This window comes from Bifidobacterium sp. LH_417, from assembly GCF_056357035.1.
The window spans coordinates 56377-78134 of record NZ_JBKEVI010000005.1 but is presented as its reverse complement, the minus strand read 5'-3'; the positions used below and the strand labels follow the sequence as shown (position 1 = coordinate 78134).

Annotated in this window: 11 protein-coding genes, 1 other RNA gene and 1 pseudogene; 2 read left to right on the top strand and 11 right to left on the bottom strand. The window is 65.9% G+C overall.

Annotated elements, in window-relative coordinates; genetic code table 11:
- Window positions 1–195: 195 nt before the first annotated feature.
- The 3 genes and pseudogenes from infB to nusA all read right to left on the bottom strand — a co-directional run bounded on the left by infB (window position 196) and on the right by nusA (window position 4436).
- The gene (infB, locus tag AC1AYR_RS04880) at window positions 196–3105 is read right to left on the bottom strand and encodes a translation initiation factor IF-2 (RefSeq protein WP_476511719.1); all 2910 of its coding nucleotides are present in this window, start codon (window positions 3103–3105) and stop codon (window positions 196–198) included.
- Window positions 3094–3183 (bottom strand): annotated as a pseudogene (locus tag AC1AYR_RS04875) (translation initiation factor IF-2 N-terminal domain-containing protein); the annotation flags it as partial. The pseudogene AC1AYR_RS04875 and the gene infB, both read right to left, overlap by 12 nt.
- A gap of 182 nt (window positions 3184–3365) precedes the next feature.
- Window positions 3366–4436 (bottom strand): transcription termination factor NusA, encoded by a 1071-nt coding sequence (gene nusA / locus AC1AYR_RS04870; RefSeq protein WP_476511666.1) that lies wholly within the window; start codon window positions 4434–4436, stop codon window positions 3366–3368.
- A 102-nt stretch (window positions 4437–4538) separates the two neighbouring features.
- Here nusA and AC1AYR_RS04865 point away from each other — a divergent pair, with 102 nt between their 5' ends.
- On the top strand, window positions 4539–5441 hold the full coding sequence (locus AC1AYR_RS04865; protein WP_476555143.1) for a hypothetical protein: 903 nt from the start codon (window positions 4539–4541) through the stop codon (window positions 5439–5441).
- Between the two features lie 9 nt (window positions 5442–5450).
- On the opposite strand, the gene ffs is transcribed toward AC1AYR_RS04865, so the two are convergent.
- Window positions 5451–5547, bottom strand: an RNA gene (ffs, locus tag AC1AYR_RS04860) — signal recognition particle sRNA small type.
- Window positions 5548–5736: 189 nt separating this feature from the next.
- Here ffs and AC1AYR_RS04855 point away from each other — a divergent pair.
- Complete coding sequence (locus tag AC1AYR_RS04855) at window positions 5737–8103, top strand: transglycosylase domain-containing protein (RefSeq protein WP_476511664.1); 2367 nt, start codon at window positions 5737–5739, stop codon at window positions 8101–8103.
- 97 nt (window positions 8104–8200) lie between these two features.
- On the opposite strand, the gene leuA is transcribed toward AC1AYR_RS04855, so the two are convergent.
- The 7 genes from leuA to AC1AYR_RS04820 form a co-directional block, all read right to left on the bottom strand.
- Complete coding sequence (leuA, locus tag AC1AYR_RS04850; protein WP_476511663.1) at window positions 8201–10120, bottom strand: 2-isopropylmalate synthase; 1920 nt, start codon at window positions 10118–10120, stop codon at window positions 8201–8203.
- A 146-nt stretch (window positions 10121–10266) separates the two neighbouring features.
- Window positions 10267–11673, bottom strand: coding sequence for a metallophosphoesterase family protein (locus AC1AYR_RS04845; protein ID WP_476511662.1), 1407 nt, complete (start codon window positions 11671–11673; stop codon window positions 10267–10269).
- Window positions 11674–11791: 118 nt separating this feature from the next.
- Window positions 11792–12487, bottom strand: coding sequence for a hypothetical protein (locus tag AC1AYR_RS04840; RefSeq protein WP_476511661.1), 696 nt, complete (start codon window positions 12485–12487; stop codon window positions 11792–11794).
- Window positions 12484–14388 (bottom strand): PASTA domain-containing protein, encoded by a 1905-nt coding sequence (locus tag AC1AYR_RS04835; protein WP_476511660.1) that lies wholly within the window; start codon window positions 14386–14388, stop codon window positions 12484–12486. Before AC1AYR_RS04835 ends, AC1AYR_RS04840 begins: the two co-directional genes overlap by 4 nt.
- Before the next feature lie 31 nt (window positions 14389–14419).
- On the bottom strand, window positions 14420–16729 hold the full coding sequence (locus AC1AYR_RS04830) for a PASTA domain-containing protein (RefSeq protein ID WP_476511659.1): 2310 nt from the start codon (window positions 16727–16729) through the stop codon (window positions 14420–14422).
- An 82-nt stretch (window positions 16730–16811) separates the two neighbouring features.
- Entirely contained in the window at window positions 16812–19085 is a 2274-nt protein-coding gene (locus tag AC1AYR_RS04825) for a PASTA domain-containing protein (protein WP_476511658.1), read from the bottom strand.
- Between the two features lie 55 nt (window positions 19086–19140).
- On the bottom strand, window positions 19141–21678 hold the full coding sequence (locus AC1AYR_RS04820; protein ID WP_476511657.1) for a PASTA domain-containing protein: 2538 nt from the start codon (window positions 21676–21678) through the stop codon (window positions 19141–19143).
- Window positions 21679–21758: the final 80 nt, after the last annotated feature.

Genomic DNA, 21758 nt, shown 5'->3' with positions numbered 1-21758 from the left:
CCGTCATACAACGTGCTCCCGCTGGCGGGAGCTGGCTCGCGAAGCGAGTCTGAGGGTGGTCCGCCGCGATCCCAAGACCATCGGAGACCGTCCGGGCCCGCCGGGAACCACCCTCAGTCGGCTTTCGCCGACAGCTCCCGCCAGCGGGAGCATGGAGTACGTCGCCTCCGTTTTCCGCGGAGGCGGCCATTTGCGTTACTTGCGCTCGACCTCGCGCATCTCGAAGGTCTCGATGATGTCGCCGAGCTCGATGTCGTTGAAGGTGCCGAGGTTGATGCCCGCCTCGTAGCCTTCCTTGACGGACTGCACGTCGTCCTTGAAACGACGCAGCGAGGAGATCTCCAGGTCGTTGACCGTGGCGACGCCGTTGCGCAGGATACGGCACTTCGTACCGCGCTTGACCTCGCCGTCCTGCACCATGACGCCGGCGATGTTGCCGAACTTGGAGGAGCGGAAGATCTCGCGGATCTCGGAGTGGGAGGTGACGACCTCCTCGTATTCCGGCTTGAGCATGCCCTTGAGGGCCGCCTCGATGTCCTCGATGGCACGGTAGATGACCGAGTAGTACTTGATCTCCACGCCCTCGCGGTCGGCGAGGTCCTGCACCTGACGGTTCGGACGCACGTTGAAGCCGATGATGACGGCCTTGTCGACCGTGGCGAGGTTGACGTCGTTCTGGGTGATCGCGCCGACGCCGCGGTGGATGACCTGGATGCCGACCTCGTCGGACACCTCGATCTTCATCAGGGAGTCCTCGAGCGCCTCGACGGAACCGGAGGAATCGCCCTTGATGACGATGTTGAGCATGTCCACCTCGGACTTGGCGAACTGCTCCTTCAGGGACTCGAGGGAGACGATCTTGCGACGCTTCGCGAGCTGCGCGGCACGCTCGGTGGCCTGACGCTTCTCGGCGATTTGACGCGCGGTGCGGTCGTCCGGGGCGACGAGGAACAGGTCACCGGCGGTCGGCACGGAGGTCAGGCCCAGCACCTGGACCGGCGTGGACGGGGTGGCCTCCTTCATGTGCTTGCCGTTCTCGTCGAGCATGGCGCGCACGCGGCCGTACGAGGTGCCGGCCACGATCGCGTCGCCGATGTGCAGGGTGCCCTGCTGGACGAGCACGGTCGCCACGGCGCCGCGGCCCTTGTCGAGTCGCGCCTCGATGGTGGCGCCGCGGGCGTCCATATCCGGGTTGGCCCTGAGGTCGAGGTCCGCGTCGGCGGTGAGCAGCACCGCTTCGAGGAGCTTGTCGACGTTGATGTTCTGCTTGGCGGAGATGTCGACGAACATGGTGTCGCCGCCGTACTCCTCCGGCACGAGGCCGAACTCGGTGAGCTGGCCGCGCACCTTGTCCGGGTTCGCGCCCGGCTTGTCGATCTTGTTGACGGCCACGACGATCGGCACGTGGGCGGCCTTCGCGTGGTTGATGGCCTCGACGGTCTGCGGCATGACGCCGTCGTCCGCGGCCACGACGATGATCGCCACGTCGGTGATCTCCGCACCACGGGCACGCATGGCGGTGAACGCCTCATGGCCCGGGGTGTCGAGGAACGTGATCTTACGCTTCTCGCCGTCCAGCTCGACGGTCACCTGGTAGGCGCCGATACGCTGGGTGATGCCGCCGGCCTCGCCTTCGATGACGTTGGTCTTGCGGATCGTATCGAGCAGTCGGGTCTTACCGTGGTCGACATGGCCCATGACGGTGACGACCGGCGGACGCGGCTTCAAGTCCTCGTCCTCCTGCAGCTCCTCCTCGTCCAGATTGATGTCGAACTGCTGGAGCAGCTCCTTGTCCTCCTCCTCGGCGGAGACGATCTGGATGTTCCAGCCGATCTCCTCGCCCAGGATCTGGAAGGTGGACTCGTCGAGGGACTGCGTGGCCGTGGCCATCTCGCCGAGATGGAACATCACGGTGACGAGGGCCGCCGGATTGACGTTGATCTTCTCCGCGAGGTCCGCGAGGGAAGCGCCCTGGCGCAGACGGATGGTCTGACCGTTGCCGCGCGGGATACGCACGCCGCCGATGGTCGGCGCTTTGATCTCCTCGTACTCCCTGCGCTTCTGCAGACGGTTCTTACGCGCCTTGGAGCTCTTACCGCCCTGACGGCCGAACGCGCCGGCCGCGCCGCCGCGACCACGACCGCCGCCGCGCGCGGGGCCGTTGCTCGGGCCGCCGTTGTTCTGGAAGCCGCCGGTACCGGTACCGGTGCCGGAACGGAAGCCGCCGCGGGCGCCACCGCCCTGCGCGCCGCCCTGACCCGGACGGTTGTGGCCCCACTGGCCCGGACGCGGAGCGCCGCCCTGACCCGGACGACCGTTGCGGAAGCCGCCGCGGGCACCGCCGCGACCACGACCGCCGCCGTTGCGGCTGTCGTTCACGGTCGGGCGCGCCATCGGGTGCGGACGCGGAATGTCACCGGGCGTGGGCGTGTGCATGCCCTGCTTGCGGCTGAACGGGTTGTTGCCCGGACGCGGAGCGCCCGAAGCGTGCGGACGCTGCCCCTGCTCCTGGCCGGGACGCGGAGCGCCCTGCTGCTGGCCGCCACGCGGCTGGTTGTTGCGCGGGCCCGGAGTCGGCGCGCCCGCCGGACGGCCCTGACCGCCACGACGCTCGCCGGCCGGACGCGGAGCGCCGGAATGGTTCTGGCCGGGGCGACGGCCCTGGCCGCCGCGCTCGCCACGCTCACCGCGGCGCTGGCCGCGCTCACCGCGCTCGCCACGGGAGCCGGCACCCTGCGCACCGGACTGGCCGGGACGATGCGGGCCCGGATGCGGAGCGGCCGGACGGGCGCCCGGAACCGGATGATGCTCGGCAGCGGCAGGAGCTGCCGGAGCTGCCGGAGCTGCCGGAGTCGGGGCCGCGGACTGGGACGCGGCCGGACGCGGCCCCGGAGTCGGGGCCGGAGACGGATGATGCTGGCCGGGACGCGGCGCGGACGCGGCAGCACCCGGACGCGCTCCATTGGGCGCGCCGTGCGAGCCGGCGCCGTTCTGACGGTTGCCACCCTGGCCACCGTTGCCGCCCTGCTTCGCGAAGGCGGACTTGAGTTTGCGAGCCACCGGGGGCTCGATCGTGGAGGAGGCGGACTTGACGAACTCCCCCATATCCTTCAGCTTCTCCAGCGCGGTCTTGCTGTCGATGCCGAGTTCCTTGGCAATTTCATAAACGCGTGGTTTCGCCACTACTTGTTCTCCTATCCGTGACCACGCGCTTGCGCGGTCAAAACTTGAAGACGACGAGCCTGTTCATCGTGCGACCATGATCGTGTAATCCTCGTTCTTTGGCCGGGCATGCTTACGCCCGGCATACCGCATCAAGCATACTCAAAGCGCTGGATGTGGGCACGCCGGGCGCAAGCCTTCCGCTACTTCGCCTCCGGGGCGGGATCCGCGTCGGCGGAACCGGCGGCGGCCTCCTCTTCGGCGACCTTCTTCGCGTGGGCCTCGGCCGACTCGATGCCGATCTTCCAACCGGTGAGCTTGGCGGCCAGACGCGCGTTCTGGCCCTCCTTGCCGATGGCGAGCGACAACTGGTCGTCGTGGATGAACGCGATCGCGGTCTTGTTCTTCTCGCTGATCACCTGCACGCCGGTCGCGACGGCCGGGGACAGCGCGGAGGCCACGAACTTCGCCGGATCGGCGGAGTAGTCGACGATGTCGATCTTCTCCGGTCCGAGGTTCTCCATGACGGCACGCACACGGGCGCCGCCGGGGCCGATCAGCGCGCCCTTCGGGTTCACGCCGTCCGTATTCGCCTTGACGGCGATCTTGGTGCGGGCGCCGGCCTCGCGCGCGATCGCCATGATCGACACGGCGCCGGAGACGAGCTCCGGGACCTCGCGCTCGAACAGCTTGCGCACGAGCTCCGGGTGGGAGCGGGAGACGATGATCTCCGGACCCTTCACGCCGCGGCCCACGTTCACCACGTACACGCGCAGACGCTGGCCGTGACGGTAGCGCTCGCCCGGCACCTGCTCGCGACGGGGCAGGATCGCCTCGACGTCGCCGACGGCGATGTGCACGTTGGACGGGTCCTTCACGTCCTGCTGGACGATGCCGGTGATGAGCTTGCCCTTCTGGCCGGAGAACGCGCCGAACACGCGCTCGTCCTCGGCACGGCGGAACAGCTGGGTGATGACCTGACGCGCGGTGGCGGCGGCGAGACGGCCGAAATCACGCGGGGTGTCGTCATACTCCTCGCCGAGCGTCGGTTCGGGATGCGGATCCTCCTCGGTGGGCGTGCCCGGAATCTCGTCGGCGGCCCACACGGTGAACGTGCCGGCGCGCTCGTCCAGTTCGACGCGCGCGTGCTTGGCCGGGTGCGAGGTCTTCATGTACGCGAGGCGCAACGCCTCGGCGAGGGCCGCGTCAAGCGCAGCCGGGTCGATTCCTTGCTCGGACGCGAGCTTATGCATGCCTTGCAGGTCCAGTTCCATGTCGCAAGACCTCCCTTGAGTTCAGTTATATCGGCTCTTGGCCCATTTGGTCATAGTCGATGTTTACTCTACTGTTTTATGCAGACACTTCGGGATTCAGCCGTGGGCGTGAGGCCCGTCATCACACGCATCGCGCCGCGTCTCGCCGCACTCGCCGTCTCATGCGCGCTCATCGCGCCGCTGGCGGGATGCGCCGCTCCTCATCTCGAATCACGCAATGCCGACGCGGCGAAACCCGGTGCCTGCGAAAGCGCGTATCTGACCGCGTCCGCCGGCACCGGTGGCGACGCGGGTACGGCGGACGAACAGCCGGTGATGATGCGCTATCTCAACGAGCTTGCGGCAACCAACGCGTGGATCGACGTCGCCTCCACGTGCACGTCCCGTTTCGCCGAAGGCGCGATGCGCTCGGCTCAGGTCGCCTACGCCGCCGAGACGCTCGGCACGGCGCTCGGCGTCACTCCGCCCACGCCGCCGACCGTCGACTACGGCGACGTCGTGCACCTGAACGCGGGTGCCGACGCGCTCGCGGCGATGTCGCTGGCGGAAGATCGTGCCGGTTTCGCACTCGAGGTGCTGGCGGCGCGCGGCGTCGAGAACGCCACGCTCGCCGCCTCCGACAACCACAAGACCGCGGCGCAGCGTCTGTTCTCCCTGTCCGGCGCGAGCAGCGACCCGCGGAAGAAGGTGTACGCGGTCGACAAGCTCATCGCGAATCCCGATATGATCGACGATTCCGCGGCAGGCGTGGTGGCACCGACGGTGGCCGTCATCGAAATGGACTGCGCCCGCGCCTACCTCGACGCGATGAGCGGCGCCACCGACACGGATTCGACAGATTCGACGGATTCGACGGAGACCACGGGCTCGACGGAGACCACGGACTCCGATGCCGTCTCCCCCTCACACAAGACATTGGCATGGCTGGCGCGTATGGCCGCCGCCCGTGCATGGCGCGCGATGGAACTCGGCTACCCTTCCGCCGACTCGGCGCTGTTCCAGTGACGACAAGAATATGAAAAACCTCCGCACACCCGTCAGAGGCCGCTTACCCTTGCTGCATTCCTGCCCTGGGGGGTTTGGGCGACATAACGCCGTGCGGAGGCTTGACTAACTATACACCATCCCCGGACGGACACGCTCAAGCGGCCGGCGGACGAGGCGGCAGCGGCACGACGCCCCCACTCCCCCGTGGATCGGGGCGGAAGTTGTGAGGATTCCAAGGAAAAGCAGTGCCGGATAACGTTCACACGGGCCATGCGCACACCCTTTTTCAGGGCGTATGGCTACGGTGGAGACCATGGTTTCACATTCTCGTAACGGCAGAGGACGTGCGCGCGGGCACGTCAGGAGCACGGCGGAGCGCAAACCCGCCGCCCGTCATTACCGGGGCGGCAACCATCGCGTCAAGGGCGGCAAGGGGCCGAAGCTCAAGGGACGCGGCAGGCATCTCGTCCTCAAATGGGTGCTCGGGCTGATCGCGGCGGGGCTCGCCGCAGGCATCGGTGCATTCGCATACCTCTACATCACCACGGAGATCCCCTCCCCGGAGAAGATCGCGCTGGCGCAAAACACGACCGTCTACTTCAACGACGGCACCACCGAGATGGGCACGTTCTCCGAACAGAACCGCGACATCATCGACTGCGCGGTACTGCCCGACTACGTGGGCAACGCGGTCGTCGCCTCCGAGAACCGCACGTTCTACACGGACAAGGGCATCGATCTGCGCGGCATCGGACGCGCGCTCGTCAACAACGTCACCAAGGGCACGCGCCAAGGCGGCTCGACCATCACCCAGCAGTACGCGGAACGCTACTATCTGGGCGAAACCACGTCGTACACCGGCAAACTGCGTGAGGCGATCCTCGCGTTGAAGATCGCGCAGACGCAGGATAAGAGCAAGGTCCTGTGCAACTATCTCAACACGATCTATCTGGGCCGCGGCGCCTACGGCATCCAGGCGGCGGCGCAGGCCTACTACGGCAAGGACGCGAAGGATCTGACGCTTTCCGAAGCGGCCACGCTGGCAGGCATCATCCCCGCCCCCTCCACATGGGATCCGGCCGACAATCCGACGATGGCGAAGCAGCGCTTCAAGCGCGTTATCTCCATCATGCGCGAGGACGGCTATATCACCGCGAGCGAGGCGAGCGAGGCGGCAATGCCCGACACCGTGCAGACCAGCACCGACGACGTGTATAAAGGCCCGAACGGCTATCTGCTGCAGATGGTGAGAGACGAGCTGGAGAGCCGCAAAGCGTTCACCAAGGACGAACTCGACACGGGCGGCTACAAGATCGTCACCACGATCGACAAGTCCAAACAGGACCTCATGCAGCAGGTCGTCAGCCCCGCATCCAACGGCATGCAGGGCACCGTGCCCGACGGCATGCAGTTCGGCGCGATGAGCGCGAATCCAAAGGACGGCTCGATCATCTCCCTGTACGCGGGCGACGACTATCTGACCAAACAGCTCAACAACGCCACGCAGGCGCAGTACGAGGTCGGCTCCACAATGAAGCCGTTCGCGCTGCTCGCCACCGTGGAGGCGGGAGTCAACCTCAACACCACGTTCAACGGCAACTCGTACCGCACGTTCCCCGGCATCTCCAGCACGGTGAGCAACTTCGCGAACCAGAACTACGGCTATATCAACCTGTACAAGGCGACCGCCTACTCGTCGAACACCGTCTACATGGATCTGCAGACCAAGCTCGGCACGAAGAAGATCGCGCAGACCGCACGCACGGCCGGCGTGTCGAACAAGGCGTTGGACGGCTCCGAACCGTTCACCGTACTCGGCAACAACGCGCTCAGCGTCGAAGACATGACGAACGCCTACGCGACACTCGCCAACCAGGGCAAGAAACCGACCCTGCACATCGTCGCCAGCGTGAAGAACGGCAACGGCAAGGACCTCTACCAAGCGCCCACCAGCACCGAACAGGTGTTCACCGCGAACGACACGAACCTTGTCACCAAGGCGCTCACCGGCGTCGTCCAATACGGCACCTCCACCGAAGCCCAGCAGACCGGACACACCATCGCCGGCAAGTCCGGCACGTCGAACAACTCGTATGCGGCAAGCTTCGTCGGCTACACGCCGTCCGTCGTCTCCACATTCGCCATGTGGTACCCGGACGCGAACGGCAACCCGCAGGAGATCCCCGCATTCGGCCAGTGGACCGGCGGCTCCGACTATCCGGTGCACCTGTTCACCCAGTACATGACGCAGGCGCTCGCCGGCACCGACAACGAAGCGTTCCCCACCGCGAAGGATACGGGCAAGATCGGCGGTTCCGACGGCACGTGGGGCACCGGCTCGAAGAGCTCCACGACGAAGAAGGACACCACCCAGCAGTCGCTGGAGGATCAGTGCGCCGCCAACCCGCAGTCGAGCAGCGCGTGCGCCGGCTACGGCACGACCGAAGGCGACACGACGACGGGCGGCGGCACCGGAAACGACACCAGCGGCGGCACCAGCGGAACCGGTGGCAGCGAGACCGGCGGCGAGTCCGGCGGCAACGAGACCGGCGGCGGCACCAGCGGCGGCGGCACCAGCGGCGGCGGCACCAGCGGAGACAACGGCAATACCGGCGGCGGCACGGATACCGGCGGCGGTTCGGAAAGCGAATCCAGCGGCACCCAGTCATCCACGCGTTAGCCGCTGCCACGGCGCAAGCCGCACCACGCCGCACCAATGAGTTGGCCCCCTCACTGTTGAGGGGGCCAACTCATTGGTGCGCTATGGGATGCGCGACTCAGCGACGACCGGCGTTAGCGCGGTTGATCGCGGAGATGATCGCCTTGAGTGAGCTCGTGATGATCGAGGAGTCGATGCCGACGCCCCAGATGATCTGCGCGTCAGCATCCTCACCCACCTGGCATTCGACGTAGGAAGCGGCCATCGCGTCCGTGCCGACGGACATGGTGTGCTCCACGTAGTCCATCACCGACGCCTCGATGCCGAAGTTGGCGAGCGCGTTGAGGAACGCGGCGATCGGGCCGTTGCCGATGCCGGACACCTCACGCACCTGCTCCTCGTCCTTGCCGACGTTGATGCCGCGGTCGAGGACCTTCGCCTTGAGCACGGTGTCGGAGCCGTCCTCGCCGGAGGAGACGGACACCTTGAGCAGCTTGAGGCGACCCCACGGGGCGAGCGTCTCGTCGTGCGTGTCGCCGACGACCACGCCGGCGGCGGTCATGCCCGACTGCTCGACCGGCAGGTACTCGTCCTTGAACAGGCGCCAGATGTCCTCGTCCTTGACTTCCTTCTTGGTGTCGTCCGCGTACTTCTGCACGATCTTGTCGAACTCCACCTGCAGGCGCTTCGGCAGGTCGAGGTTGTGGTTCGTCTTGAGCAGGTACGCCATGCCGCCCTTGCCGGACTGCGAGTTGACGCGGATGATCGCCTCGTACGTGCGGCCGATGTCCTTCGGGTCGATCGGCAGGTAGGGCACGAGCCAGACGAAGTCGTCAAGGTTCGCGCCGGCGCGGTCGGCGGCCACCTGACGGGCTTCGAGGCCCTTCTTGATGGCGTCCTGATGCGAGCCGGAGAACGCGGTGAACACGAAGTTGCCCGCGTACGGGTGGCGTTCGGAGATCTTGATCTGGTTGCAGTACTCGACGGTCTTGCGGATCTCCGGCACGTTCGAGTAGTCGATCTGCGGGTCGACGCCCTGCGTGAGCAGGTTGAGGCCCAGCGTGACGAGATCGACGTTGCCGGTACGCTCGCCGTTGCCGAGCAGGCAGCCTTCGACGCGGTCGGCGCCGGCGAGCACGGCCAGCTCGGTGGCGGCCACGCCCATGCCCTCGTCGTTATGCGGGTGGAGGGACAGCACGATGGAGTCGCGATCCTGCAGGTGGGTGGAGACGTACTCGACCTCGTCGGCGAACACGTTCGGCGTGGTCATCTCGACGGTGGCCGGCAGGTTGATGATCATCGGATGCTCGGGTGTCGGCTTGATGACGTCGATCACCGCGTTGCACACCTCGACGGCGTACTCCGGCTCGGTGCCGGTGAACGATTCCGGCGAGTACTCGTAGTACAGGTCGATGCCCTTGGCCTCGCCCTCAAGGCTCTTGCACAGTTCGGCCGCGTCGGTGGCGAGCTTCTTGATCTCCGCCTTGTTCTTGCGGAACACGACCTCGCGCTGCAGCACGGACACGGAGTTGTAGAAGTGGACGACCGCGCGCTTGGCGCCCTTGAGCGCCTCGTAGGTGCGGCGGATCAGGTGCTCGCGGCACTGGGTGAGCACGACGATGGTGACGTCGTCCGGAATCAGCTCACGTTCGATGAGCATGCGGATGAAGTCGAAGTCGGTTTCGGAGGCGGACGGGAAGCCCACCTCGATCTCCTTGAAGCCCATGGAGACGAGCAGGTTCCAGAAGCGCAGCTTGCGCTCGGAGTCCATCGGGTTGACGAGCGCCTGATTGCCGTCGCGCAGGTCGACGGAGCACCAGCGGGGCGCGCGCTGGAGCTTCTTGCCCGGCCAGGTGCGCTCCGGATAGTCGAACGGCACCTGCTTGTCGTAGGCGACGTACTTGTTGTACGGCATCCTGCTCGGCTTCTGCGGGTCGCCGATGAAGCGCGCGGGAGGCAGCAGCGGGTCGTTGTTCCCTCCGTTGGACGCTGCGGCGACCGCCGCGAGATCGAATACCGATGATTGATCCTGACCCATCGTTCCTCCTTTGCTTGGTGCGTGGCCGTCTCCCGGCGGCCATTTCCCGCCGGTACCACCGGCGAATGATCCGTTTACGCGCATGTAACATGCGCAATCCCCCATCCTACCTACGCCGCGTCCCAACGCCTCGCCGGTTCCACCATTCAGCAATTCCGGCGCCGTCGAACCGCGCGCGTCAGCCAGTACGCGCCGGCGCCGGCGAGCGCGGCGATCGTGGCGAACACTTCGGGGCGGCGCAGCTCGTTGCGCACGGTCGCGCCGTCGGTCACGCAGTGGTCCTCGAACCAGACGCGCAGCTCGTTGCCGGAGTAGCGGCCGACCAGATCGCCCCATGTGAGCATGTGCGTCACGTAGTCGGCCGGGTTCTCCTCGTGGAATTCGAACAGGCGGATGCCGCGGTAGCGTGACTTCGGCCCGTAACATTCGAATCCGCAGGTCGGCGCATAGCCGAGGTCGATGCCGTCCGCGTGCCCGACGAACACGTTCTTGTGGTCGTGCCCGCAGAACAGCGCGAAATAGCCGCCGGCCTCGCGCATCGCGTCGACCTCGCCCGCGTTCTCATCGGCGCATCCGATGGCCTCGCCGAGCCGCGAGCCGGGCAGGCATTTGGATTCGTCGAGCACGTAGCAGCGTCCCGCGTGCGTGCGTGCGCCCTCCACCGCGTTCGGCGTCCAGGCGGGCACCTCTTTGAGCACGTCGTAGAACTCCTGCGGCGGAATGTGCTGGAACGCGATCGTCGGCACCGGTCTGCCGTCGCCGTTGCGGCCGCGCAGTTCGGCCTGCGCGTCGCCCAGCCAGTTGATCGCGTCGTTCGACGGCGTGCCGTAGCCGTCGGAGTCGGCGAGGTCGAGACGACGCGGATTCGCCGCGTACAGCGGGTATTGCGCGTCGCGTTCGTCGGGCGTGTTCCGATCCGCGTAGTCGCCGGAGTTGATCATCGTGACGCTCATCGCGATGCGCCCCGACCCGTCGGACGCTTCGACCGGCATCGCGAACGTGCCCGGTTCGAACGCGAGGTCGTCGGCGTCCGGCGCGAAGGCATCCGGGTTCATGCATCCGGGGAATTCGCGGTAGATGTCATCCTGTTCGTCGGCGAGGATGCCGCACTGGAAGTCATGGTTGCCGTAGGTCGCGGCGAACGGCACGCCCGCGTTCATCACCGGTGCGAGGAACGCGGCGAACGTGGCGCGCACCTTGTCGCGCGTGTCGCCCATGAGCTCGTCGAGCGTGACGACGTCGTCGACGGGCGGCACGCTCGGGTCGCGGCGTTGCGCCATACGCCGCCGCACGCCCTGCAGTTTCGCCTCGATCTCGGTGATGAGGCGGACGCGCGCGCCGGGATGCTCGCCCCGGCGGCGCAGGAACGTGTCGATGTACGCGGGATCGTAGCCGCGGATCTGGTCGCCGGTGAAGACGACGAGATCGGGATCGGCGACGTGGATCGCCTCCTCGATGAGACGGATCGTGTCCTTGTCGACCTCCGGCTTGTCCTGGATGTCGGCCATCTGCAGCACGCGGAACGTGCCGTTCTTGCGAAAACGCAGTGTCATGGCACCCAGTCTAGTCGTGCGGCGTGGGCGTGCAGTGTGATGCGCGGCACGACGCGCGATCACGCGACGTGGCCACGCAAACCGACCACGCAAACCGCCCGCACGACGCGGCGGCATGTCATGACATGCGGAGGAACAGCGCGCCGGAACCGTGGTCGGCGGCCAGGACGACGGCCTTGCGGCTGGGGTCGAGGCCTCCCACGCCCCAGGCGCCCGTCGCGTCGCGTACCTCCTCCAGCGTGGTGTCGCCGGAATACCATCGCCATGTGCCGCATGGCGCCATGCCGCTGTCCTTCTTGGCCGTGTCGGAGCCGCCGTCCGCGACCTTGAGGGATTCCGCATCGCATTTGAGCGTGTAGCCGGTGTCGGTCTTCCTGATGGAGGAGAACCGGCCGGTGACGTTCACCGTGGTGGAGGGCGTGTCGTAGTTGAGATGCGCGACGTTCTCGTCGTCGGCGACCATGTAGGCCGCGTTGAACGTGCCGTCGGAACGCAGAGTCAGATCGGTGCGGGAGATCGCCGAACTCGACCACGAATAGTTGCCGGCGACCTCCCTGAACATCGCCTCCGATGCGGAACCGCCGGAACCATCGGAGTCACCGGAACCGGAGTCGCCGGAACCGCCGGAACTGTTGGAACCGGAGTCGCCGGATTGCCCGGCGTTCCCGGATGATTGCGCGGATTCCCCGCCGGCGGCGGAGGCATGGGACGCTTTCCACGCCTCCACGTTGTAGCCGATCAGCATGCCTACGCCGAGCATGGCGATCGCCGCCACCACCGACACCACGGCGATCATCATCGTTCTACGGTTCATTGGTTCCTCCCATCGTTGACCACACCGCCGTCGACCGCTTCGTATTGGGCCGGGGGCTGGGCGTCGGCGAGCTTCGACCAGTCGATGCCGGCGGCATCGTCGAGATAGTAGACGGTGGCGTCGCTCGGCGCGGGTTTCATCGCGACGAGATGGTTCGTGCCGTCACCGTCGAGGTTGCCCGGCACGAACGGGTTCGGCACTTTGATGCCGTCGGCCGAAACCTCGGTCTTCTGGTATTGGCTCTTGTCGCGCATGATGATGAACGGACGCGACGTGTCCACGGCCTTCTGCTTCTTCGCAGCCGCCAGCGCGCCGGAGTCGAAGTAGCCGGAATCCTCGAGCTTCTTCAGGTCGGAGCCTACCGGCACGTAGACGAGGAAGTCCTTCATCCTGTACGTGAGGCCGGAGTTGCCGGTTGAGGGGAAGCCGTCACTCGGATCATAGGTACTGTATTTGCCCGCCTCGCAGTGTTGTCCCACGCCAAATACGTCCGTCACGTCGCCGCAGTTCGCCAATCCCTGCCCCGCGTAGAGTTCGAACATGCCCCAGTTCTTGATGAGCAGATGGTTCCTCATCGGCATCTGTTGCTCGGATATGTACTGGGATGGACCGAACATGTTGGAACTTGGATTCTGGGAGTAGTTGGTCATGCCGAACACATCGTATTTGTCATCCGGCTCGCGGCCTTTGATCTGGAGGTACCCGGCGTCCGTCCCCGAATAACCGCCGTATGGTGACGGCCCTTGCTCCAGCGTGATGCAGTCCTTGTTCCGGTCCGTGACCTGCGTCTTGCAGTAGGTGCCGAGCATGGGGCCGGAATCCTGTTTCACGATCTCGTAGCCGTCCTGCTGCTCGCTGAACAACGCTTTGACGTCGGAGGCGCCGACCCCGTAGTACAACGTGACGGATTCGCCGGATGCGAGCGGCGTACCGGGAGCCGGATCGGAGCCGGAGATCTTGCCGACGTACCGTTTCGCGGCGAAATGCGGTTCGAGCGTGACGTCGTACCCTTGCCGTTCGAGCAGGGTTTTCGCCTCGTCCTTGCCCATGCCGGCGATGTCGAGGGGGACGCCGTCGCCCTTCGCCGCGACGCCGATGGTGATGCCGTCGTCCATCGCGTCCTTCGCGACCGGCTGTCCGGCGGCCGGTTCCGTGGCGACGACCTCGTTCTCCTTCATCTTGCCGTCCGTGCTGACGATGACCTGCTTGTAGTGGAGCGGCACGCCCATGTTCGCGAGCGTGGCGGCCATGCTCCTGTCGTCCTTCTGCGTGCCGATCGCGTTCTTCGGCACGCCGGGACCGGCGGATTCCCGCACGACGACGGTCGTGCCCGCGCTCACGCGGTCGCCCTGCTGCGCACCGTCGCCATAGCCGATGAACGTGCCCGCATCCTGACCGGAGAACACCTTCTCCGTGCGCGTTCTGAGCCCCTTCGCCTTGAGCGCGGCGGTCACGTCCTTCGCCTTGACGACGGATGTCTTGTTGCCGTCGGCGTCCGTGACCGTGGTGGATGGCAGGTCCGCCGGAGCGGGCAACGTCCTGCCGCCCCACACACCGGCCTGGTAGCCGACCAGCAGGCCGCCGCCGGTCACCACCAGCGCGATCGCCGCGATCAACGCGACGATCAGCGCGGTGCGGCCGCGGCGACGATGCGGGACGGCGGGTGCGACGGCGGCGGACGATTCGGCCGATGACGGAATGGTGTTCGACGATGCCGTCGTATAAGACGGTTCCTGCGGCAACGGTACCGGGCGCGACGAGCCCGTCGGGGATGGTGCCGGCGCGCGCCCGGGCATCGGGACACCACCCGTCACCGTGCCGTCCGCAGGCAACGGCGCTCCACATTCCGTGCAGAATCGCGCGGCCTTGTCGTTGACCGCGCCGCACCGCCAACACGTCATGATTTCTTGTTCCTTCCTGTTCGAGGACCGTTTATTCGACGAGGTAGAGCACGTTCTCGTCGGTGGGAGGAATGTTCATGCGATAGGCCAGAAGTTTGATGAACGGTTTGGAGCTGTCCGGCTTGGCCTGACCGGCGACCTGCGGGTCATCGTACGACGACTTGGCCAGTCCTTCGAGCTTGTCGCTGCTGACTCCGGCCGGCACATAGACCATGTCCGCAGGCCGCTGAATCTGGTATTCCGCGTACGACGAGCCACTGCCGTAGCAGGTCTGGCCGCCTTTCTCGCTACCGCACCGATAATCGCTGTCCGGTCCCATGAGCTCGATGCCCACGTCCTCGGGCACGTCCCACCAGCCATCGGTGTCCGTGCCATAGGTGACGGCGTGCAGCGTCGTCGATTTCGGATCGTCGGGGCTCAGCGAGAAGCCCTGCGTGCCGGATTCCTTGGCTTTGCCTTTCTTGTCGATGGTGAGGCACAGCGAATTGTCCTTCATGCAGTATTTGCCGGCGATCGGCGTGAAGTCGCCATCGTCGAGCGTGGAGCGGATCTCGGAGAGGGACATGTCCTTCGTGGACTTGGTGGACTTCTTCGACTTCGTGTCGGAGTCGCCGGTCTTCTTGCCGGATTTCGTGCCATCGGAACCGGTGTCGATCTTCGCGTCGGCGAGCGACGACCAGTCGTAGTCGCCGGTGGAGTCGACGAGATAGTACGCGCTCGCGTCGCTCGGCGCCGGCTTGAATCCGACCATGTCGTTCTTCGTGTTCGCGCTCATGTTGAACGGCACGAACGGGTTCGGCGTGCTGGATCCGGAACGGGAGGCAGTGGTCTTGTCGTACAGTTTCGGGTCGCGGTACAGCAGGAACGGACGGTCCGTGTCGACCTTCTTCTCCTTCTTCGCGGTCTCCAGCGCTGCCTTGTCGAAGTAGCCGTCGCTTTCCAGCTTGTCGAGCTTCGACCCGGCCGGCACGATCAGGAAGTAGTCCTGCATGTGGTATTCGGCCTTGCCGGAGCATGACGACGAGCTGCCGCCGCGCTGTTTGGCGCCATCGCACCAGTAGTTCGTAAGGCTCTCGTAGGGCATCTCCTCGAACGCGCCGACGTTCTGCTTGAGCAGGAACGCGTCGCTCCCGCAATACGGGTCGGACATGTTGGCGCAGGCGGTCAGCGTGCCGTATTCGCCGTAGTCCGTGCCGTCACGGCCTTTCTCGTACGGCAGCGACCCCGGCCCGAGATCCTCGGATTCACCGTCCAACGTGATGCAGTCGCCGTCGTTCCGGCACCATGTGCCGGCGGCGATGGCCGACGATCCGAGCATCATGTGGGTGCCGGTCTCCGGCGAATCGTAGGAGAACGCCTCCTGCACGTCGTCGGCGCCGATGCCCTCATAGAGGGTGATGTCGTCGCCGGAGTCGAGGGAGGAGCCGGGGGCCGGGTCGGAGCCGGTCACCTTGCCGATGTTCTTCTTCGACGAGAAGCGCTTCTCGACGGTCACGTCGTAGCCTTGCGATTCGAGGTCGGATTCGACGTCGTCCACGTCCTTGCCGACGATGTCGGCGCCGAGACCGTCGCCCTTCGTGGCGACGCCCACGTAGATGCCGTCGTCCATCTCGTCCTTGGCGACCGCCTGGCCCTGATTCGGGTAGGTCGCCATGATCGTGCCCTCCGGCGTCTTCTTCGTGTCGGTGACGATGATCTGCTTGTAGTGGACGGGCACGCCCATGTTCGCGAACGTGGAGACGACGCTCGTGGCCTTCTTGCCGACCGTGCCCTTCGGCACGCCCGGGCCGGCGGACTCCCGCACGACGACGGTCGTGCCCGCGCTCACGCGGTCGCCTTGCTGCACGCCGTCTCCGTAGCCGACGAACGTGCCGCTGTCCGCTCCGGAGAACACCTTCTCCGTGCGCGTGCTGAGGCCTTTCGCCTTGAGCGCCGCGGTCACGTCCTTCGCCTTGACGACGGACGTCTTCTTGCCGTCCGCGTCCTTCACCTCACTGGTGAGCGACGACGGATCGGGCAGCGACTTGCCGCCCCACACCTCGCTGCGGTACGTGAGGAACGCGACGATGCCGCCGACGACGACCAACGCCGCCACGACGATCGCGAGAATCAACGGCAGACGGTTCTTCTTCGCGGCGGTCTGCGTCGCGGACGGCACGGGAGCCGGAGCCGGAACCGGCCGTGTGCCCGCGGCACCCGGCAATGGCACCGAGCCGGGCAATGGCACCGACGGACGACCTGCAGCCGCGCCGGCACCGCCCGCGGGATTCAATGCCGCCCCGCATGTCACGCAGAATCGCGCGCCGTCATCATTGCGCGTACCGCATTGCTCGCAGAACATCAGATGATTCCCTTTCTCTTCTTCTCTCCCCCGGTCTCCTATACCGGGGTGCGTGATGGCATGAGTCGATTTGCCTATCCGCCTATTGTCGGTAACTCTCGAATGTGGCCTTGCCACCGTCGTTGATGAGCAACGGGGTCTTCCACGAATCGCCGTCCTCTCCCGAAACCGAGACCAGCCATGATTTGACTTCGACCTTCGTGTCCATGTCGTCATACGGAGTGCCTGCCGGGTACCAGTGCCATGTGGTACACGGATCGATGGCCCAATAGGGATTGGAACTCTTGCCTGATGTCGAATCGGCCAGTTTCAGTGCATCGGCGTCGCATTGCAGGTCGTATCCGCCGGCATCGTTCTTCTTCGCTGACTTGAACTTCCCTTGGAATTTGGATTCCACGCGATCCGCGGTCGCGTTGGACTGGCCGGGACCGGGATTCGCCACGCTGTTCTTGCCGGAGAACGTGCCGTCAGCTTTCACGACGATTTCGGTGTAATCCGATCCGTCGCCGTTCTCCCAACGGTATGTGCCGGCCACGCCTTTGAACGAGGCGGTGCCGGTCGCACCGTTGGACCCGTTGCCGGACTTCTTCGCGCTCGGCTGCTTCACCTGGGCGTCGGGGAGGGACGACCAGTCGTAGGAGGCGCCGGTTCCGACGAGATAGTAGGCGGACGCGTCGGTGGGAGCCGGCTTGAACTTGGTCACACTGGCCTCGTCGCCGCTGTAGCCGTTGTACGGCACGAACGGGTTCTGCATGTCCATCGACGTGATGTCGACGGTGGTCTTGTCGTACTGCTTCGGGTCGCGGTACAGCAGGAACGGGCGGGTCGTGTCCACGGCCTTGGCCTTCTTCGCGTCCGCGAGCGCGGTCTTGTCGAAGTAGCCGTTCGCTTCCAGCTGGTCGAGTTTCGCGCCGACCGGCACGACCACGTACATGTCCTGCATGCGGTATTGCGCGCCCTGCATCACGCTGTCGAAGTCGAAGGTGCCTCCGCTGTACCCGTAATCGCCGGTGCATCCGCCGAGGAACGAGCCGTCGCCGCCCTTCGGCGTGTCGTCGCCGCAGAAGTAGCCGGTGAGGCTCTGGTGCGGCATCAGTTCGAACGCGCCGGTGTCGCCGTCGATCAGATAGTCGGCCTGCTTGTTGCTGCAGTATGCCTGCTGCACGGCGTCGCAGGCGATGAGCATGTCGTCGTAGCCGTTGCGCTCGTAGTCGATGCCGTCCCGTCCTTGCCCGTAGGGGATCTGCCCGTTGCCGTACTGGGAGTCCTCGTTCTTCGCGTCGAAGGTGATGCAGTCGCCCGCGTTGTTGCACCATGTGCCGGCGGCCACGGCGGACGAACCGAGCAGCCCGTCACCGTAGACGCTGTCGCTGGTGGTGTCCGTGTACGCGTCCTTCACGCCGCTCGCGTCGATGCCGTAGTACAGCGTGACGCTGGCGCCGCTGGACACGTCGCTGCCGGGGGCGGGGTCGGAGCCGACGATCTTGCCGACGTTCGCCTTGGAGGCGAGACGCGGGTGCAGGGTCACGTCGTATCCCTGCGATTCCAGATTGGATTGCGCCTTGTCCGTATCCGTGCCGATGATGTCCGCGCCGATGCCGTCGCCCTTCACGGCGACGCCGATGTCGATGCCGTCGTCAAGCCGGTCTTCGGGCACGCCCTGGCCGTCGGCGGGGTACGTGGCGACGATCTGGTTCTCGGGGATCCGCTTCGTGTCGGTGACGATGATCTTCTTGTAGTGGATGGGCACGCCCATGCTCGCGAACAGTTCGGTCATCTGGTCGACGTTCTTGCCGACGGTGCCTTTGGGCACGCCGGGGCCGGCGGACTCCTCGACGGTGACGGTGCTGCCCGCCTTCACGCGTTGGCCCTGCTGCGCGCCGGAATAGCCGACGAACGTGCCGACGTCCTGACCGGAATACACTTTGACGGTTTTCGTCGTGAGACCTTTGGCCTTCAGCGCGTCGGTCACGTCCTTCGCCTTCACGGCGGACGCCTTGCCTCCGTTCGCGTCGGTCACCTCCTTGGCAATCGACGCCGGATCGGGCAGCGTCTTGCCGCCCCATACCTCGGCGCGGTAGGTGAGGAAGGCGATGAGCGCCGCCGCGACGATGGCGAGCGCGGCGACGATCGCGATGATGAACGGCTTGCGGTTGCGCGGGGCGGCCGTCGCGGCGACGGGACCTCCGCCGGGCATGCCGGATGGCCCGTTGGCCGCGGGATTGGCCGGAGACGGCACGGGGCCGGGCATCGGTACCGGTGGGTGTCCGCTGACGGGACCCGTCAATGGCGCGCCGCAGCGCCCGCAGAATCGCGCGCCGTCATCGTTGCGCGTACCGCATTGTTCGCAGAACATCGGTCATGCTCCTTTCCGGTCCGATATCAGGACGCCGGGCCATCCGTATCCGAACTCAGTTGCCCAAGTCGAAGAACGTGTATTCCATGTCCGAGGATTCGGTGTTGTACAACGCCGGACCGGGCAGTTCGGAAGAGTTGGCCACCGTGCTGGAGGCGCCGCCGGAGAACATGAGCTGGTCGTCGCTGAGCTTCGACGTGTCGTAGCCCTTCGGGTAGAGCGTGAACTCGCCGCACGGTTCCATGCCGACCGGCTTGACGGTGTTCACCTGCACGCCGTCCTCGATACGGGACGTGCCGACCTCGCCGTCAATCTTGAACGCGCTGGCATCGCATTGCAGCGTGTACGTGCCGTCACTGTTCTTCTTCGCCGACTTGAACCTGCCGGTATAGCTCGACTCGTCGCGCGACCCGTTCGGATGGTCGTCTCCCGTGACGCCCATATTCGTGTCGTAGTACGACCCCTTGAACGTGCCGTCCTCGCTGATGGTGAGGCTCGCGCCCCACGCGCCCGCGCCGGAGCCCATCCCGTATTCGGCGGCGCCGGCCTTCATCGCCTCGGCGAGGGTCTTGTCCATCTTCGAGGACTTGCCGGAATCGTCGGATGAATCCTGCTTCGCGCCGGACTGCTTCACGTCCGCGTCGGGCAGGGAATCCCAGTCGAGGTCGCCGTTCTGTTCGACCAGATAGTACACGGTCGAGTCGCTGGGCGCGGGCTTCATGCCGACGAGATGGTTCGTGCCCTTGTCGTTGGTCGGCACGAACGGGTTCTTGAGATAGCTCGTGCCATCCGCGGAAACCTTGGTCTCGCTGTACAGGCTGGGATCGCGCATGACGATGAACGGGCGCGACGTGTCGACCGCCTTCTGCTTCTTCGCGGATTCCAGGGCCTTCGAATCGAAGTAGCCGGAATCCTCGAGCGACTTCACGTCCGCGCCGACCGGCACGTACACGAGGAAGTCCTTCATATTGAAGGTCTCGCCGCTGTTGCCGCCGCTCGGGAAGTCATCCATGTCGGAGACTTTCCCGTACGTGCCGGACTGGCAGTATTCGAGCATGGCGCCGGTCATCACCGTGTCGCCGCAGTTCGGCAGGCCCATGCCGGCGTACAGTTCGAACGCGCCGGTCTTTCCGAGCAGCAGGTGGTTCGCCATCGGCAGATCGCTCGCGCTCATCGACCCGGCGCCCTTCGTGGAGACCATCACGCCATCCACGCCTTGCGAGAAGTTGTTGAGCCCCAACGTGTCGAAGTCGTTCGACGGCTCATGCCCCTTGATCTGCAGGAAGCCGCCGCCTTCGCTATCGCCGTACGGGCCTTCCGCCTCCTCCAAGGTGATGCAGTCCTTGGAGGCGTCTTTCACATCGGACTTGCAGTACATGCCGATCATCGGCGTGGCGTTGTGCCTGGTCACATCCATCTCGTAATCGCCGGAGCCGGTGGTCTGAGTGAGCAGATCCATGTTGCTGGACTTGTCGACGCCGTAATACAACGTCACGCTGTCGCCGGATTCCAGCGACGAGCCGGGCGCCGGATAGGAGCCGGAGATCTTGCCCACATACTGCTTTGATGAATAGTGCGGTTCCAAATCCACGTCGTAGCCCTGCGATTCGAGCTCGCTGACAGCCTTGTCCTTGTCCATGCCCATCACGTCGACGGGGATGCCGTCACCCTTCGAGGCGACGCCGATATAGATGCCGTCCTCCATCTCGTCATCGGTCAATCCCACGCCCGGCGCCGGGTAGGTGGTGCTCACCTGCCCCTCCGGCGTCTTGCTGTCGGAGGAGATCACGACCTGCTTGTAGTGGATCGGCACGCCCATCTGCGCGAACAGGTCGACCACCTTGTTCACGTTCTTGCCGACCGTGTCCTTCGGCACGCCCGGACCGGCCGACTCCTGCACGACCACCGTCGAACCCGCGTCCACGCGGTCGCCCTGCTTCGCGCCCGAATAGCCGAGGAACACGCCCTTGTCGGAACCGGAGAAGACCTGCACGGTCTTCGTCTTCAATCCCTTCGCCTTGAGTGCCTCGGTCACGTCCTTCGCCTTGACGACCGACGACTTCTTCTTGCCCTTCGCGTCGGTCACACTCGTCGCGACGGACGCCGGATCGGGCAGCGACTTGCCGCCCCACACCTCGCTGCGGTACGTGAGGAACGCGACGACGCCGCCGACGACGACCAAAGCCGCCACGACGATCGCGAGAATCAACGGCAGACGGTTCTTCTTCGCGACGGCCTGCACGCCGCCGTCACCCGAACCGCCGTCACCCGAACCGGCGCCGGGAAGCGCGCCGCCGGGTCCGGCGGGCGCGACCGGCGGCAGCGTGGTCGTCGCCGCGGCATCGGCGGGATTCGCGGGCGTCGGAACCGGCGCACCGGGCATCGGCACGGCCGGGCGCGACGGCATGGACGCGCCCGACGGGCCGGGGACCGGCGGCACGGCGGCGCCGGGAGCCGCCGGAACCGGACCCGGCACGCCGGAACCCGGCGCACCACCCGTGACCGTCGCATCGCCCTGAGGCAACGGAGCGCCGCACTCGGCGCAGAACCTGTAGCCACCCTCGTTGGCGGCACCACATCTCGTGCAGATCATCTTCGTTCCTTACTCTCCATGAACGATGAACTGCCCTCAGTCTACCCGCCGCGCATATCACCGGTAGATATGTACCGGAA

Coding starts and splice junctions, on each gene's coding strand:
- AC1AYR_RS04845 (WP_476511662.1), bottom strand. CDS start 11,673: ATGACACTGCGTTTTCGCAAGAACGGCACGTTCCGCGTGCTGCAGATG.
- AC1AYR_RS04835 (WP_476511660.1), bottom strand. CDS start 14,388: ATGACGTGTTGGCGGTGCGGCGCGGTCAACGACAAGGCCGCGCGATTC.
- AC1AYR_RS04825 (WP_476511658.1), bottom strand. CDS start 19,085: ATGTTCTGCGAACAATGCGGTACGCGCAACGATGACGGCGCGCGATTC.
- infB (WP_476511719.1), bottom strand. CDS start 3,105: ATGGGGGAGTTCGTCAAGTCCGCCTCCTCCACGATCGAGCCCCCGGTG.
- AC1AYR_RS04840 (WP_476511661.1), bottom strand. CDS start 12,487: ATGAACCGTAGAACGATGATGATCGCCGTGGTGTCGGTGGTGGCGGCG.
- AC1AYR_RS04855 (WP_476511664.1), top strand. CDS start 5,737: ATGGTTTCACATTCTCGTAACGGCAGAGGACGTGCGCGCGGGCACGTC.
- AC1AYR_RS04820 (WP_476511657.1), bottom strand. CDS start 21,678: ATGATCTGCACGAGATGTGGTGCCGCCAACGAGGGTGGCTACAGGTTC.
- nusA (WP_476511666.1), bottom strand. CDS start 4,436: ATGGAACTGGACCTGCAAGGCATGCATAAGCTCGCGTCCGAGCAAGGA.
- AC1AYR_RS04830 (WP_476511659.1), bottom strand. CDS start 16,729: ATGTTCTGCGAGCAATGCGGTACGCGCAATGATGACGGCGCGCGATTC.
- leuA (WP_476511663.1), bottom strand. CDS start 10,120: ATGGGTCAGGATCAATCATCGGTATTCGATCTCGCGGCGGTCGCCGCA.